The organism is Streptomyces albidicamelliae, from assembly GCF_025642175.1.
Classification (GTDB): Bacteria; Actinomycetota; Actinomycetes; order Streptomycetales; family Streptomycetaceae; genus Streptomyces; species Streptomyces albidocamelliae.
Window position 1 is genome coordinate 471,543 of record NZ_CP106795.1, and the last position, 13,209, is coordinate 484,751.

The window sequence follows — 13,209 nt, forward strand, 5'->3', positions numbered from 1 at the left end:
TGCTCGGCGAGGGGGGAGAGCACGTGAGTGCCGTTGTGGAAGAAGTCGTACAGCCGTGTCCGCGGTGCGGTGCGGACATCCGTGGGGACGGGCGGTTCAGCCCCTGGTGCGTCCGGTGCGAGTGGAACGTGGACCCGGAGGGGCCCGAGGAGCAGCCGGGACGGCTGGAGCGCGTCCGACGGGCCCTCGCCCGCCGCTACGGCGAGCAGCTGCTGGCCGAGGTGAGTGCCGGTGGCGAGCTGCGCGCCCGCCGCGACGCCTCGTCCGTCCTGGCCGGGGTGATCGCTCTCGCCGTACACGGACTGACGCTGGCCCTGGCCGCGGCCGGCACCTGGTGTGTGGTCCGGTACTGGGGCGGACCCGCCCTGGTGCTCGGCATCGTCCTGCTGACGCTGGCCTTCGCGCTGAGGCCGCGTCCGCTCGGGTTGCCGGAGGACGTGCCGCTCCTTCGGCGGGCGGACGCGCCCGGACTGTTCGCTCTCGTGGACGAGGTCGCGCGCGCGGCCGGCACCCGCGGCGTCGACGTGATCGCGGTGGACGGCAGGGTCAACGCGAGTGTGATGGCGTACGGTCTGCGCGGGCGCCGGCTGCTGACCCTGGGGATGCCGCTGTGGGAGATCCTGTCGCCCCAGGAGCGGATCGCGCTGCTGGGCCACGAACTCGGCCACTACGCGAACGGGGACGCCCGTCACGGACTCGTCGTCGGCACCGCCTACCGGTCCCTGTACACCTGGCGCTACGTCATGGCGCCCCTGCCCGATCCGACCCTGGTCCAGGCGGTCGCCAACGCCCTTCTGGGGGTACTGTCCTGGCTGGTCCGGGGCGTGATGATGCTGCTGGACCGGCTGACGATGCGTGCGAGCCAGCGCGCCGAGTACCTGGCCGACCGCACCGCCGCCCGCGCCGGATCGACCGAGGCCGCGGTGAGGATGCTCGACCGGCTGCTGCTGAGCGACTCCGTCGTCACCGCCTTGAACCGCGAGGTCAATGCCGCCGCCCGGGGCGGGGCCCACTCGGGAGGCCGGGACGACACCCGGGCGAACGGACTGTGGGAGCACCTGGTCGCGGACCTGGACTCGGTGCCCGAACTGGAGCGGGAGCGGCTGCGCCGGGCCGGTGCGCTGCGCGGTCACAGCGTCGACGACACCCATCCGCCGACCCACCTGCGCCAGCAGTGCCTGCTCGTCGGCGAGCCCGTGCCGGCGACCGTCACCTGCGACCAGGAGACCACCGGTGCCATCGCGGCGGAACTGGCGGAGGCTCGGCGGAAAGTGGCGCGGCGGATCCTGCGCGACGGAATGGCGGGCTGAGCACAGCGGTTGATCGACGGCCGTCCGGGCACGGGTGCACCGGTTCGTCGGCTCCCTGAACCGGCCGGGCGCCGGAACCCACGGCGCAGCGGCCCCGCGGAACTTGGAGGCGCAGGTTCCACTGCTGATTCCACGGGGCCGCTGCTCTGCTCGCCTACCCCGCGGTGCGTCCGATAGGCCCGCCTCCCACCCATCGGGCCCGATTTCGTCCGGCCACCTCGGCCGCGCCGGCTCCGCACGCGAGTGAGGCCCGGCCGTGAACGGCCGGGCCTCACTCCTACTTCCCGTGCGGCGCGCTGTGGTACCCGGCGCCCACGTCTACCAGCGGTACCAGCGGCCCTTGCGGCCGCCACTGCCGGCCGGCCGGACCACGAAGCCCAGCAGCCACAGCACCAGCACGATCACCGCGATCCACCACAGCGCCTTCAGTGCGAAGCCCGCGCCGAAGAGGATCAGAGCCAGAAGAAGAACCAGAAGCAGGGGAACCATTGTTATCAACCTCCTGGCCACCGGATGCCCTTACTTCACCCCTACAAGCACACAAAATGTGAGTTATTTTCACGGGACGCGGGGCATGGGGGTGGGTCGCGCTGTTCCCCTTTCTCCCGCATCTCGCGTGTCACACCTCCACGGGCGTGGATCATGCCTCGCTCCGGATTCCGAGTGGTTTACCGGCCTCGCGAGGGGTCATGCGCACTGCCGGCACCTCAGACCGGCAACCCAGGAAGGTGGACAACATGACCGCCAGCGAGAAGGTCCGCGCCAAGGCCGAGCAGGCAGTCGGCAAGGCCGCCCAGGCAGCCGGACGCGCCACGGGCAACGAGACGCTGATCGCCAAGGGGCACGCGGCCGAGGCCGCGGGCAGGGCCCGCGAGGCCAAGGAGTCGGCCAAGGACGTCGGCCACTGACGCATTCCCGTGCGCCACGGGGGCGGCTCCGATCGTCGGGGCCGCCCCCGCCGCATGCCGTGCGACCCTCCTCCGGCGCGACACCGGAAGAACGATTCCCGACGGACCAATCCGGACGGCGCGTGGTACCGGATTACGCGGGCAGGTTCTGGCTCGTCGCACCCGTGAGAGGAACGTTGTGAAGGAAGCCGTGTTCATCGGCAGGAAGCCCTCTCCCGGGCCTGATCTGCAGCAATTGCTGCGCGAGGTGGCCCTGGGCGACCACGAGGCGTTCGCCGCGCTCTACGACGCGGTGGCCGGCTCCGTCCTCGGAGTCGTCCGCGCGGTCCTGCGTGACCAGGCACAGTCGGAGGAGGTCGCCCAGGACGTCCTGGTCGAGGTCTGGCGCACCGCTCCCCGCTACCGGGCCGAGCGCGGATCGGCCATCAACTGGATCCTGACCGTGGCGCACCAGCGGGCGGTGGACCGGGTCCGCTCGGCCGAGGCCGCCGCCGCACGCGACACCAAGGCCGCCCTGCTGGAGCGGACACCGGCGTACGACGAGGTGACCGAGCAGGTGGAGACCCGCCTGGAGCAGGAGCAGGTACGCCGCTGCCTGCGCACCCTGACCGAGCTGCAGCGCCAGTCCGTCACCCTGGCGTACTACCAGGGGCTCACCTACCGGCAGGTCGCCGAGGCGTTGGCGCTGCCGCTGGGCACGGTCAAGACCCGCCTGCGGGACGGTCTCATCCGGCTCCGCGACTGCCTGGGGGTGACCGCATGACCGTCACCGACCTGCACAGCCTCAGCGGCGCCTACGCCCTGCACGCGCTGCCCGACGACGAACGCGCCGCCTTCGCGCACCATCTCACCGGCTGCGAGGCGTGCGGGCAGGAGATCGCCGAGTTCACCGCTACAGCCGCGCGCCTGGCACTGGCGGCCACCGCGCCGGTCCACCCCGCCATGCGGGATCAGGTTCTCGGCCGCATCACCACCGTCCGCCAGGTGCACCCCGAAGCCACCCGGCCCGAGCAGGCCCGCCGCCTGATGCCGCGGTGGCGCGGGCCGGCCCGGTGGGCGCTGGCCGCGAGCGTGGCCGCCGCGGTCGCGTTCGGTGGCACCGCCGTATGGCAGTACGAACGCGCCCAGGACGCTCACCGGCAGGTGGTCCGGGCCCAGCGGCACGCCGACGAACTGGCCCGGGTGCTGGCGGCTCCCGATGCCCGGAGCCGGTCCGCGAAGGTGGCGGGGGGCGCGGGAACGCTGGTGGTGTCCGCCGGCCGCGACCAGGCCGTGTTCGTCGCCTCGCGGATGCCGGCCCCGCCGCACGGCAAGGTGTACCAACTGTGGTTCGCCGACGGAGGGAAGATGCGCTCGGCCGGCCTGATGAACCCCGGCCGCAGCAGTCAGGCCGTGCTCATGGACGGAGCGGTCGGCCGGGCCTCGGGCGTCGGCATCACCGTCGAGCCGCCCGGGGGATCCGAGCAGCCGACCTCCGCACCACTCGCACTGCTGCGGATGCCGGCCTGACCAGGGGGGAGGCAGCCGGGCACCCGGCCGCCTCCCCCCCTCCGCTGCGCCCGCGGACTCGTCCGGCCGGGTCAGTCGGCCGCCGGTGCGACCACCCGGATCGTGTCGAGGTCCGGAGCACTGGCGTCGGGCAGGTTCATGCCCGCCTGCCGCCCGGTGGACAGGTAGCGCAGCACCGGTTCCGTGAGGCGTTCGCCGGGCAGGACGGCGGGAATCCCCGGGGGGTACGGTGTGATCATCTCCGCTGCCACGCGCCGCGGCCTCGGCGATCGGCACGTGCTCCGCCGGGCCGAAGAACGCGTCCCGGGGCAACCGGGCCTGCTGCGTGCGCAGATCGGCCGGCGCGGGCACGTCCACCTGGGGGCCGCCCGGGAGATCGACGGCGGCCCCGGCCAAGTCCTTGAGGGCGGCCACCAGTTGCCCCGTCGTCTCCTGGTCGTCGCCGTGCGTGATCTGCGCGCTGATACGACGGTGATCCGCCAGGTGTGCGTCGACACCGTGGTGTTCGCGCAACCAGTCGGCGGCCTGATATCCGCTGAGTCCGAGGGCGGAGACGTCCATGACGACGGGCAGCGGGTCGAAGTCGTCCGCGCGCCCGGGACCGCAGAAGTCCCCGTGGCCGTGGACGTGCAGGCCGTCGATGTCCTCGATGGCCGAGCGGACCTCGGCCGCCAGTTCCAGTGCGCCGCCCACGAGGTCCCGGCCGTGCAGGGCCATCTGGCGGCGCCAGCCGTCCAGTCCGGCGTAGATCAGCACCGAGGGGCTGGTGGTGCTCAGCAGATCGGACCGTGTCTTCAGCAACTCCGGTGTGACGAGGTCGCCCTGGAGGTGGAAGACGGAGCCCTGCTCCAGGCCGCTGCCCATCTTGTGGATGCTGGTGACGCAGATGTCGGCGCCCGCGTCCATCGCCCACGACGGCAGATCCGGATGGAAGGGCAGGTGGGCGCCCCACGCCTCGTCGACGATCAGGGGCAGACCGCGCCGGTGGCACACCTCGGCGACGGCCCGCAGGTCGGCGCAGGCGCCGTACGGGGTGGGGCTGGTGATCAGGGCGCCCTTGGCGCCCGGGTGGGCGTCGAAGGCCGCGGCGAAGTCCGCGGCCGACGCGGATGTGCGATCGCCCTCTCCGCGTCCCAGCGGGGATCCACCCAGACGGGTTCGATGCCTGCCAGTACCAGCCCCGAAACGACCGATTTGTGCGCGTCCCGGCCGATCAGCAGCCGCTCGTGTGGGCCCGCGACCGCGAGCATCGCCGCCTTGACCGACAGCGAACTGCCGCACGTGGTGAAGAAGGTGTGCTCGGCGTGGACGGCGTCCGCCATCAGTTTCTCGGCCCGTTCCAGCACCCGTCCACGGGTGAGCCGGTCGTCCAGACCGCCCGAGGCCAGAACGTCGCCGAGGAAGACGGCGTCACCGAGGATCTCCCGCACGGCGGGATCGGCGCCGCGTGCCTGTTTGTGTCCGGGTGGGGTGAACGACGTCTGCCGAGTGCGGCGGTACTCGACGAGCGCTTCGAGAACGGGTGCTCGGGTGTGGTCGACAGCCATGGCCGCACGGGTTCCCCGGGTCGTCGGAGTCACTCGGGCGGCTCCGAGCGCGTCCGGACCTTCTGCCAGTAGCCGTACACATGCTGTTCGGCCTCCAGCACCGGGATGAAGGCGTCGTCCGCGACTCCGGCCGCGGACGGCGCGGCGTCGGCCGTACCGGTGGCGAAGCGGCGGCGCAGCCGCAGGACGGCCCGGGCGGTGGGGCCCCGGCCACCCTGGTGGAGGACCGCGGCGCGGGCGACCAGGACGACGGCGACGACCGCTGCGGCCGTCAGAGCGGCGGAGGCTTGCTGATCGGACATGAGGTGGGCGTCTTTCGTCGCGTGCGGATCGCGGGGGCGGGGTCGGGGATCGGTAGCGGCCAGGTGGGTGGGTCGGCTATCCGTACCGGCCCGGTAGGAGGGTCGGCTATCCGTACCGGCCCGGTAGGAGGGCCGGGCCGGGGGTCCGGACCCGTCCGGTGGAGGCCGGGGGTCCGGACTCGTCCGGTGGGAGTGCCAGGGGGCTGGACCCGCCAGGTGGGAGTGCCAGGGGGCTGGACCCGCCAGGTGGGAGTGCCAGGGGGCTGGACCCGCCAGGTGGGAGGGTTAGGGGGCCGGACCCGCCAGGTGGGAAGGTCGGGGAACCGGACCCGCCCGCCGGGAGGGCCAGGCGTCCGGACCGGCCCGGTGAGAGGGCCGGGATCCGAATCCGCCCGACGGGAAAGCCGGGCATCCGGACCCACCCGGTGAGGACTGGGGATCCGGACCCACCCGCTGAGAAGGCCGGGGATCCGAACCCGCCCGACGGAAGGCCGGACATCCGGACCCAGCCGATGGGAAGGCCAGGCATCCGCGACCCGCCCGATGCGAAGGCCAGGCATGCGGACCTGGCCAGGTGGGAGGGCCGGGTGTCGTCGCCGGCCCTCCTCCTTTCCTGTGCGCGTCGGCCACGGCGGTGAACGGCGGGGTCGCAGGCGGTACGGGTCGCCCGCGGCCGGCTCATCCCTTCCGGCGGTAGGCCAGCCACACCACGGCGGCCACGCCGGCGGCCACGAGCAGCACGTTGCGGTTGTCCCGCGCCGCGCGTGCGCCCCGGGCCGTCTTCTGCCGTACCGGTTCGGGTGCCTTCTCCTCCCACAGCTGACCGGCCTGGGCCGCCTTCGTCCGGGCCTGCTCCGCCGCGCGGGAGGCCTTGTCCTTGACCGGGTCGGGCAGGCTGTCCTGCGCCTGCTGCGCCAAGTCGGCGGCCTTGGCCTTCAGTTCCCCGGCCTTGAGGGCGGCCTGCACCTTCAACTCGCCCGCCTTCGTGGCGACCTGTTCCTTGACCTCGGCGGCCTTCTCCTGCGTGCGCGCCTTGACGTCGGCCTTGGCAGCGAGCGCTTCGACCGTCTGCCCGAGTTCGGTCCGGGTCTGCTCGACCTGCTCACGCAGTTCCTCGGGGCCGGCGGCCGAGGGCTCGTCGTGGGGCGGCTGGGTCATCGGTGCGCACTCTCCTTGATCGTGGCCACATCGGCCTTCACGTTCTCGACCGTCCGCTCGGGGGCGGGCGGCGCGGCCTGGTCGACCTGCTTCTTTCCACTCATGGCCATCACGGCGGCGATTACACCCAGCACCGCGGTGACGATCAGTGCCGCCGCCCACACCGGCAACGGCACCGCCAGCCCGGCGATGGCGGTGGCGACCAGCGCCTCCAGCATCAGGAAGCCGACGACGCCGGCGCCGCCGAACAGACCGCCCCCCTTGCCGTAGCGCTTGCCCTTCTCCTTCATCTCCGCCTGCGCCAGCCTCAGCTCACCCCGCACCAGCTCCGTCAGCTGCTGCGACGCCCGCTGCACCAACTCGCCCACCGGCTCCTGACCTGAGCGGTCCACACTGACTTCGTTCGCGGTGTTGTGCGGCTGCGTGGTCGACACGGCGTCACCTCCGTTCCTCTGTGTTTCCGCAGGCCGGGCTGGGGCCCTCGCCCGGCCGTCCGACGAGCGCGCGAGTACCCCGAACGGGCGAGTCAATCGTCGGACGGCGTCTCCGTCTGGCCGGACGTCCCGACCAAGGAGCGACCGGCCTAGGCCCGGCGGCGGGCGATCGGACGCGGAGCCCGATGGGTGAGCCAGGCGCCGGCCAAACCGATGACGGCGCCGCCGACTACATCGGTCGGGTAGTGCGCCCCGCTCTGCACCCGTTCGAGCGCGACCAGGGCGGCCGGCAGTGCGCACACCGCCCCGGCGGCGGGCCAGGCCGACGCCACGCCCGCCGTGAAGGCCACGGCGGCCGCGGTGTGACCGGACGGGAAGGACGACGAGTCGGGGCGGTCGTCCACCTCGTCGTGGGGGAACCATTCCTTCGGCGGCCGGGGCCGGTCGGCCAGCCGCTTGCCCAGGCCGTTCGCGACGAGCTGGCCGAGGAGCAGGGCGGTCAGGCCGGTCACCGCCGCCCTACGGCCGCGCCGCCCGCCCAGCCATGCCATCGCGGCGGCGGCGCCCCACCACAGCTTCGTGCTCTCGGCGGCCTCCTCCACCGCCGACAACACCCTGCCGACATCGGGGGGAATACGTGCGGCAGCCAGTGTGGCCAGTGACCGATCAGCGTCGTACAAACCCGCCGGAATCCTCATGAGAGGCAGGTATCCCGAGGTCACCGCCGTATGCCAGGCCCGCCCGCCACCCGCGCGGCTACGGCCTGTCCCCCGCGCGGGCCGGCCGGCGGGCGGCGAGCGCCTGCCCGAGCGCCAGCACGCTCAGGGCGAACATCGTGACTCCGAGCGGCACATGGAGCGACGGCACGTGCGCAATGCCCAACACCACCTGCACGGAGGCGAGTACGAGGAATCCGGAGGCGTGCAGGACGGGACGCGCCGACCCTCCGCCCGGCTTCCACGCCAGGATCGCGGCGAGCACGTAGAGCATCGACGCGCCGTACATCACGCGCGCCCCTACACCGTGCAGCACCTCTCCGTGGGACGAGGAGAGCAGCACTCCGGCGGTGACCGCCTGGAAGAAGATGCACAGGGTCTGCAGGGCGATCGCGACCTGAAGGAACGTAAGGCCGCGCTGGTCCGCCGTCGTCCGGGTGATGGCCATGGCGTGGTCCCCTTCTCTGCCTCACGGCGATGATCGGTAATGTCTCGGTGGTCCGACGACGCAGGCCCGGAAAATGTGAGGCGACATGAGCACCCCACCCGAACACGGGCACGACGGATCCGGGCCGGGGACGGCCGTCGGGGAGCGGCGCCGGCTCGTCAACGTCGCCTACCGGCTGCTCGGTTCACTGACCGAAGCCGAGGACGCGGTGCAGGAGGCCTACGCCCGCTGGTACGCGATGCCACGACAGCAGCAGGAGGCCGTCCGGTCGCCCGGCGCCTGGCTGACGACGGTGGCCGGTCGTATCTGCCTGGACCTGCTCGGCTCGGCGCGGGTCCGGCGCGAGCGCTACGTCGGCGAGTGGATACCCGAGCCGCTGCCCGACCGTACGGAGTGGATCAGCGGGTCGGCGGGCGGCGACCGGGCCGACCCGGCGGACCGGATCACCCTGGACGAGTCGGTCGACATGGCCTTCCTCGTCGTACTGGAGTCGATGACGCCGGCCGAACGTGTGGCGTTCGTCCTCCACGACGTCTTCCGGTACTCCTTCGCCGAGATCGCCGAGATCGTCGGCCGTACGCCGGCCGCCTGCCGGCAGCTGGCGTCCTCCGCCCGCCGCCGGGTGCGCGCCGCACGGGTCCCGGCGGTCCCGAAGGCCGGGCAGGCCGGTGTCGTGCGGCTCTTCAAGCAGGCGTGGGAGGCACGGGACATGGAGGCCCTGGTCGGCCTCCTCGACCCGGACGCCACGATGGCCGCCGACGGCGGCGGGATGGTCGGCGCGGTCCTCCGCCCGGTCGAGGGCCGCGACCGCATCGCCCAGTACCTGATCCACATCGCCACCATCGCCCCCGGGCTGACGCTCCTGGAGCGGACGGTCAACGGCCGGCCCGGCCTGGTCGCCCAGCGCTCGGGCGTCACCATGACCGTGGCGGCCTTCGACCTCTCCGGCGACCGCATCACCCGCATCTGGGCCGTCCGCAATCCGGAGAAGCTCCGCCCGTGGACGGAGGACGGCCGGAGCTGACCCCTCCGTGTCCGCGAGCGGCGAGGGGGCGGGTCTCCGCGGGCCGCCGGCGGCCGGGCACCGACGGCCACCTCGCTCGGCCCAGCGGGCGTGCGGGAAGCCGACGGCCACCTCGCTCGGCCCAGCGGGCGTGCGGGAACGGGCGCGCGCGCCCTCAGCGCGTGGGCGCCACACCCTCGTCCGCGGAGTCGTCGGTGCGCAGCCAGATGGTGCGCTGCGGGAACGGGATGTCGATCTCGGCGGCGTCGAGGGCGTCCTTGGCCCGGCGGCGCAGTTCGCGGGTGACGGCCCACTGCTGCAGGGGGACGGTCCTTGCCGCGATACGGACGACCACCCCGTCGGCGTCCAGTGACTGCACGCCCCACACGGTGGGGTCCTCGAGCAGCAGGTCGGTGAAGGCGGGGTCCTGGCGCACGGCGCGTCCCGCCTCCTCCAGCACACGGTAGACGTCGTCGAGGTTGGCGTTGTAGGCCACGGCGACGTCCAGGACGGCGCGGGCCCAGTCCTGGCTGTCGTTGCGTACGCGGAGGATCTCGCCGTTGCGGATGTGCCACAGGCCGCCGTTGAGGTCACGTACATGGGTCAGCCGCATGCCGACGTGCTCGACCTCTCCCACGGCCTCGCCCAGGTCGACCGAGTCACCGACTCCGTACTGGTCCTCGATCATGATGAGCAGCCCGGACAGATAGTCGGCGACGAGGCTCTGCGCACCGAAGCCGATCGCCAGCCCGACCACGCCGGCGCTGGCCAGCAGCGGCCCCAGGGCGATGCCGACCTGGTCGAGGATCATGGCCGTCCCGATCAGGAACAGCACGATGGTCACCGCACTGCTGAGCACGGAGCCGATGGTGCGTGCCCGTTGCTCGCGTCGCTGCCGGGCGCGGGACCGGTCGCGGTGCAGGACGGCTACCCCACGGTCCGAACGCGGCCGCCGTCCTTCGCCGCCGCCGCCCGAGGGCTCCAGGATGTGCTGGACGACACGGGTGATCGCCCGCTTGGCGACCGAGCGGACGACGGCCAGGACGACCACGATGAGGGCGATGCGCAGCGGGACCTCGACCCAGGCCGCGGCGTGCTCACGCATCCAGCCCGGCCACGCGACGGCGAGCGTGTCGGCGGCGACGGGACCGGTCGGTTCGAGCGGGTTCGGTGTCGGCACAGTGCCTCCGTTCTTCGAGTGGTTCACGATTCACCGGCCGTGCCTACCCCGTGTCACCCGGATCATGATCGCCGGATGCGGCCGGATCGTTCCGCGTGGCCCGGGCAGCGGGTCGGGGACACCGGCCCCGGCGGGGCGAGGGCACCCGGCCCGGACTGCTGTTCCAGGGGTGAACGGCGGGAACTCCCACGGCCCGTCGGATCAACGGCTGACACGCTGCTCGAAGTGATCCGTTCCCCGTTCCGGCGGCGGGGCGGCCGGGACGTGAGGGGTGAGCTCGTCAGCGTGACAGAGGGTGCGAACGGTTCGGTTCGGCACGGCGACGGAGGTCCTCCGCCTCCGGCGGGTCCGGAGCCCGCCGGGCGGCCCCGCCGGGTTCCGCGTCACGTCGCGTGCGTGATGGACGGCAACGGACGGTGGGCGGCCCAGCGGTCGCTGCCGCGTACGTCGGGTCATCACGCGGCGGAGACCACGGTGATCGACGTCATCGAGGCGGCGAGGGCCGCCGGGGTCGAGTGGCTGAGCCTGTACGCGTTCTCCACCGAGAACTGGCGCCGTCCGAGCACCGAGGTCGACTTCCTCATGCGGCTGGTGCGCCGGGTCGTCCGCAAACACGCGCCGCTGCTGCACGCCCGCCGCATCCGCTGCCGCTTCCTAGGTGTGACGGACCCCCGCATCCCCCGGCCGCTGGCCGAGGACTTCGCCGACCTGACGACCCTGACCGGCGACAACCCGGGCATGACCCTGACCGTCGCGTTCGACCACGGCGGACGCCGGGACATCGTCGAGGCCGCCCGGTCGCTGATCCGCGCCGGGGTCCCGCCGGAGGAGGTGACCGAGGAGAGCTTCGCCGCTCACCTGTCCTTCCCCGACACACCCGATGTGGACCTGGTCATCAGGACCTCGGGGGAACAGCGCATCTCGAACTTCATGCTCTGGCAGGTCGCGTACGCCGAGTGGGTCTTCCCGCCCGTGCTGTGGCCCGACTTCCGCGCGCCGCACTTCCTGGAGTGCCTGCACAGCTACCAGCAGCGCGATCGCCGTTTCGGTGACGTGCCGCCGACGCAGAACGGAGAACTCTGATCATGAGCACCGAAGCCGACGGTCATGCGATCCACACCGACGCGGGCACCAGTGGAGGTGACGGCGCCTCCGCCCGTCCGGGCGCCGAGGACGGCCAGGAGTCGCTGTTCGGCGAGGGGTCCCAATTCAACGAGTTCTTCGACGACCCGCGCTGGGCGTTGGCGATGGTCCGGGCGACCGTGCTGGAGGCCGCGCACCCGCAGATCGGCGGCGCGCTGATCGACAACTCCACGTTCGTCGCCCACCCCTGGCGGCGGCTGCGCAACACCCTCATGAGCCTGCAGCGGATGTTCGGCGCCGACGAGCAGGTACGGGCGCGGGAGGCGGCGCGCCTCAACCGTCTGCACGCGCGGCTGAACGGGACCGACGCGCGGAACAGGCCCTACGACGCCATGGACCCGGAGGTGCGGGCCTGGGTGGTGGCGACCCTGTTCGACAGCGCCGTCACCATGTGCCGGCTGAGCGGACAGCCCCTCGGCGAGGAGGTCGTGGAGCGGTTGTACGCCGAATTCCGGGCCTACCTGGCCGCGTTGGGCGACGATCCCGGGCTGCTGCCGCCCACTCTCAGCGAGTTCTGGATCTACTACGACCGGGTGGTCGCGCAGGAGCTGGAGAACACCGAGGCCATGCGCGTCATCCTGTACAAACTGTTCGACCACCTCCCGGCGCCGCCGGTGCTGACCGGTCTGCCCACGCTGTGGGCCACCGGCCGGGCCGTCGCCGGGCCGCTCATCGGCGCGATCACCGTGGCCTCCCTCCCGGAGCCGTTCCGCAGGCGCGCGGGTCTGCCCGAGATGCCCGGCGCCCAGATCCTGATGCAGGGCGCCTATCTCACCGTCGGCCTGGCCCGCTTCCTGCCCGACGGCTGGCTCCGCGTGGACGCCGTCGCCGACCTGCTGGCCCTCTCCCCCGACAGCGACGACCCCCGGGCACGGACGATCGCCGCCCTGCGGAAGAGGATGAGGCGGGCCGGAGCCCTGATCCGGCTCATGACTCCGCTGCCGGATCCGGAGCCCACCCCGGCGACGGCCGCTCGGCGCGGCGCGGAGGAGTTCTTCCGCGCGGTGCTGGACCAGACCGGCGACGGCTACCTGGACTGGCCCGACCTCGCCGCCATGGCACGGGAGTTGTCCACCCGCCTGGACCTGGACGAGCCCGAGGAGACGCGACTGTACGACTCCTGCGCCGACTGGTGGCGAGAGCTGCAGGCGGCTCTCGACACCGACGGCGACGGCCGGGTCAGCGCCGACGAGTACGCGGCCGCGGTGCCCCGGCTGGCCGGACCGGCACTCATCAAGGTCGCGGAGGTCCTCTTCGCCGCCACCGACAAGGACGGAGACGGGACCATCGACGCGGACGAGTACCGCACCCTGTTCCGCACCGCGTTCCACCACGACACGGACGCCGCCGCCGGCGGCTGCGGCCGGAGCGCGTTCGTCAACGACTTCCTCGCGTTCATGTCGGGCCGGCACCGCTCGGCCCGCTTCGATCCACTCCTCTCGGACGCGTGAGCGGAGTCGGGGCAGCCCTCCGTGGACCGGGTCCGCCCCCGGTCCACGGCCGCCGCGCACGTCCCGTGTGACAGCGGCGTACGGAACCTGTCACAGGGCT

General features: G+C 72.8%; 14 protein-coding genes and 1 pseudogene. 7 read left to right on the top strand and 8 right to left on the bottom strand.

What is annotated here, in order from left to right; genetic code table 11:
* Positions 1 to 23: 23 nt before the first annotated feature.
* Entirely contained in the window at positions 24 to 1,310 is a 1,287-nt protein-coding gene (locus N8I86_RS02325; RefSeq protein ID WP_263276939.1) for a M48 family metallopeptidase, read from the top strand.
* A 318-nt stretch (positions 1,311 to 1,628) separates the two neighbouring features.
* Here N8I86_RS02325 and N8I86_RS02330 read toward each other — a convergent pair whose 3' ends face one another.
* Entirely contained in the window at positions 1,629 to 1,799 is a 171-nt protein-coding gene (locus N8I86_RS02330) for a DUF5670 family protein (RefSeq protein WP_073895967.1), read from the bottom strand.
* A 248-nt stretch (positions 1,800 to 2,047) separates the two neighbouring features.
* Between N8I86_RS02330 and N8I86_RS02335 the strand changes: the two genes are divergently transcribed.
* The 3 genes from N8I86_RS02335 (at position 2,048) to N8I86_RS02345 (ending at position 3,727) form a co-directional block, all read left to right on the top strand.
* Complete coding sequence (locus N8I86_RS02335; protein WP_073895965.1) at positions 2,048 to 2,218, top strand: CsbD family protein; 171 nt, start codon at positions 2,048 to 2,050, stop codon at positions 2,216 to 2,218.
* Positions 2,219 to 2,396: 178 nt separating this feature from the next.
* Positions 2,397 to 2,981 carry a sigma-70 family RNA polymerase sigma factor gene (locus N8I86_RS02340; protein WP_123439201.1) on the top strand — a complete coding sequence of 195 codons (585 nt, stop codon included), beginning with the start codon at positions 2,397 to 2,399 and terminating at the stop codon, positions 2,979 to 2,981.
* Positions 2,978 to 3,727, top strand: a complete 750-nt coding sequence (locus N8I86_RS02345) for an anti-sigma factor (protein ID WP_073895960.1) — start codon at positions 2,978 to 2,980, stop codon at positions 3,725 to 3,727. Before N8I86_RS02340 ends, N8I86_RS02345 begins: the two co-directional genes overlap by 4 nt.
* 71 nt (positions 3,728 to 3,798) lie before the next feature.
* On the opposite strand, the pseudogene N8I86_RS38955 reads toward N8I86_RS02345, so the two are convergent.
* From N8I86_RS38955 to N8I86_RS02385, 6 genes and pseudogenes are all read right to left on the bottom strand, one after another.
* Positions 3,799 to 5,274: pseudogene (locus N8I86_RS38955) on the bottom strand (aminotransferase class I/II-fold pyridoxal phosphate-dependent enzyme).
* A 29-nt stretch (positions 5,275 to 5,303) separates the two neighbouring features.
* Positions 5,304 to 5,576, bottom strand: a complete 273-nt coding sequence (locus N8I86_RS02365) for a hypothetical protein (protein ID WP_123439198.1) — start codon at positions 5,574 to 5,576, stop codon at positions 5,304 to 5,306.
* Between the two features lie 678 nt (positions 5,577 to 6,254).
* Positions 6,255 to 6,734 (bottom strand): DUF3618 domain-containing protein, encoded by a 480-nt coding sequence (locus N8I86_RS02370; protein WP_263276941.1) that lies wholly within the window; start codon positions 6,732 to 6,734, stop codon positions 6,255 to 6,257.
* Positions 6,731 to 7,102: a phage holin family protein gene (locus N8I86_RS02375; RefSeq protein WP_073896776.1), complete on the bottom strand. Its 372-nt coding sequence runs from the start codon at positions 7,100 to 7,102 to the stop codon at positions 6,731 to 6,733. The genes N8I86_RS02370 and N8I86_RS02375 overlap by 4 nt, the downstream gene beginning before the upstream one ends.
* A gap of 215 nt (positions 7,103 to 7,317) precedes the next feature.
* Positions 7,318 to 7,770: a phosphatase PAP2 family protein gene (locus tag N8I86_RS02380; protein ID WP_317633584.1), complete on the bottom strand. Its 453-nt coding sequence runs from the start codon at positions 7,768 to 7,770 to the stop codon at positions 7,318 to 7,320.
* 154 nt (positions 7,771 to 7,924) lie between these two features.
* On the bottom strand, positions 7,925 to 8,332 hold the full coding sequence (locus N8I86_RS02385) for a hypothetical protein (protein WP_263276942.1): 408 nt from the start codon (positions 8,330 to 8,332) through the stop codon (positions 7,925 to 7,927).
* 85 nt (positions 8,333 to 8,417) lie between these two features.
* Here N8I86_RS02385 and sigJ point away from each other — a divergent pair, with 85 nt between their 5' ends.
* Complete coding sequence (gene sigJ, locus N8I86_RS02390) at positions 8,418 to 9,356, top strand: RNA polymerase sigma factor SigJ (protein WP_263276943.1); 939 nt, start codon at positions 8,418 to 8,420, stop codon at positions 9,354 to 9,356.
* Positions 9,357 to 9,510: 154 nt separating this feature from the next.
* Here the strand turns inward: sigJ and N8I86_RS02395 are convergent, their stop codons facing one another.
* Positions 9,511 to 10,515 carry a mechanosensitive ion channel family protein gene (locus tag N8I86_RS02395; RefSeq protein WP_263276944.1) on the bottom strand — a complete coding sequence of 335 codons (1,005 nt, stop codon included), beginning with the start codon at positions 10,513 to 10,515 and terminating at the stop codon, positions 9,511 to 9,513.
* A 285-nt stretch (positions 10,516 to 10,800) separates the two neighbouring features.
* On the opposite strand from N8I86_RS02395, the gene uppS reads away from it, so the two are divergent.
* Both uppS and N8I86_RS02405 read left to right on the top strand, forming a co-directional pair.
* Positions 10,801 to 11,598: a polyprenyl diphosphate synthase gene (gene uppS, locus N8I86_RS02400; protein ID WP_385330638.1), complete on the top strand. Its 798-nt coding sequence runs from the start codon at positions 10,801 to 10,803 to the stop codon at positions 11,596 to 11,598.
* Between the two features lie 2 nt (positions 11,599 to 11,600).
* Entirely contained in the window at positions 11,601 to 13,109 is a 1,509-nt protein-coding gene (locus tag N8I86_RS02405) for an oxygenase MpaB family protein (RefSeq protein WP_263276945.1), read from the top strand.
* The last annotated feature ends 100 nt before the right edge of the window (positions 13,110 to 13,209 follow it).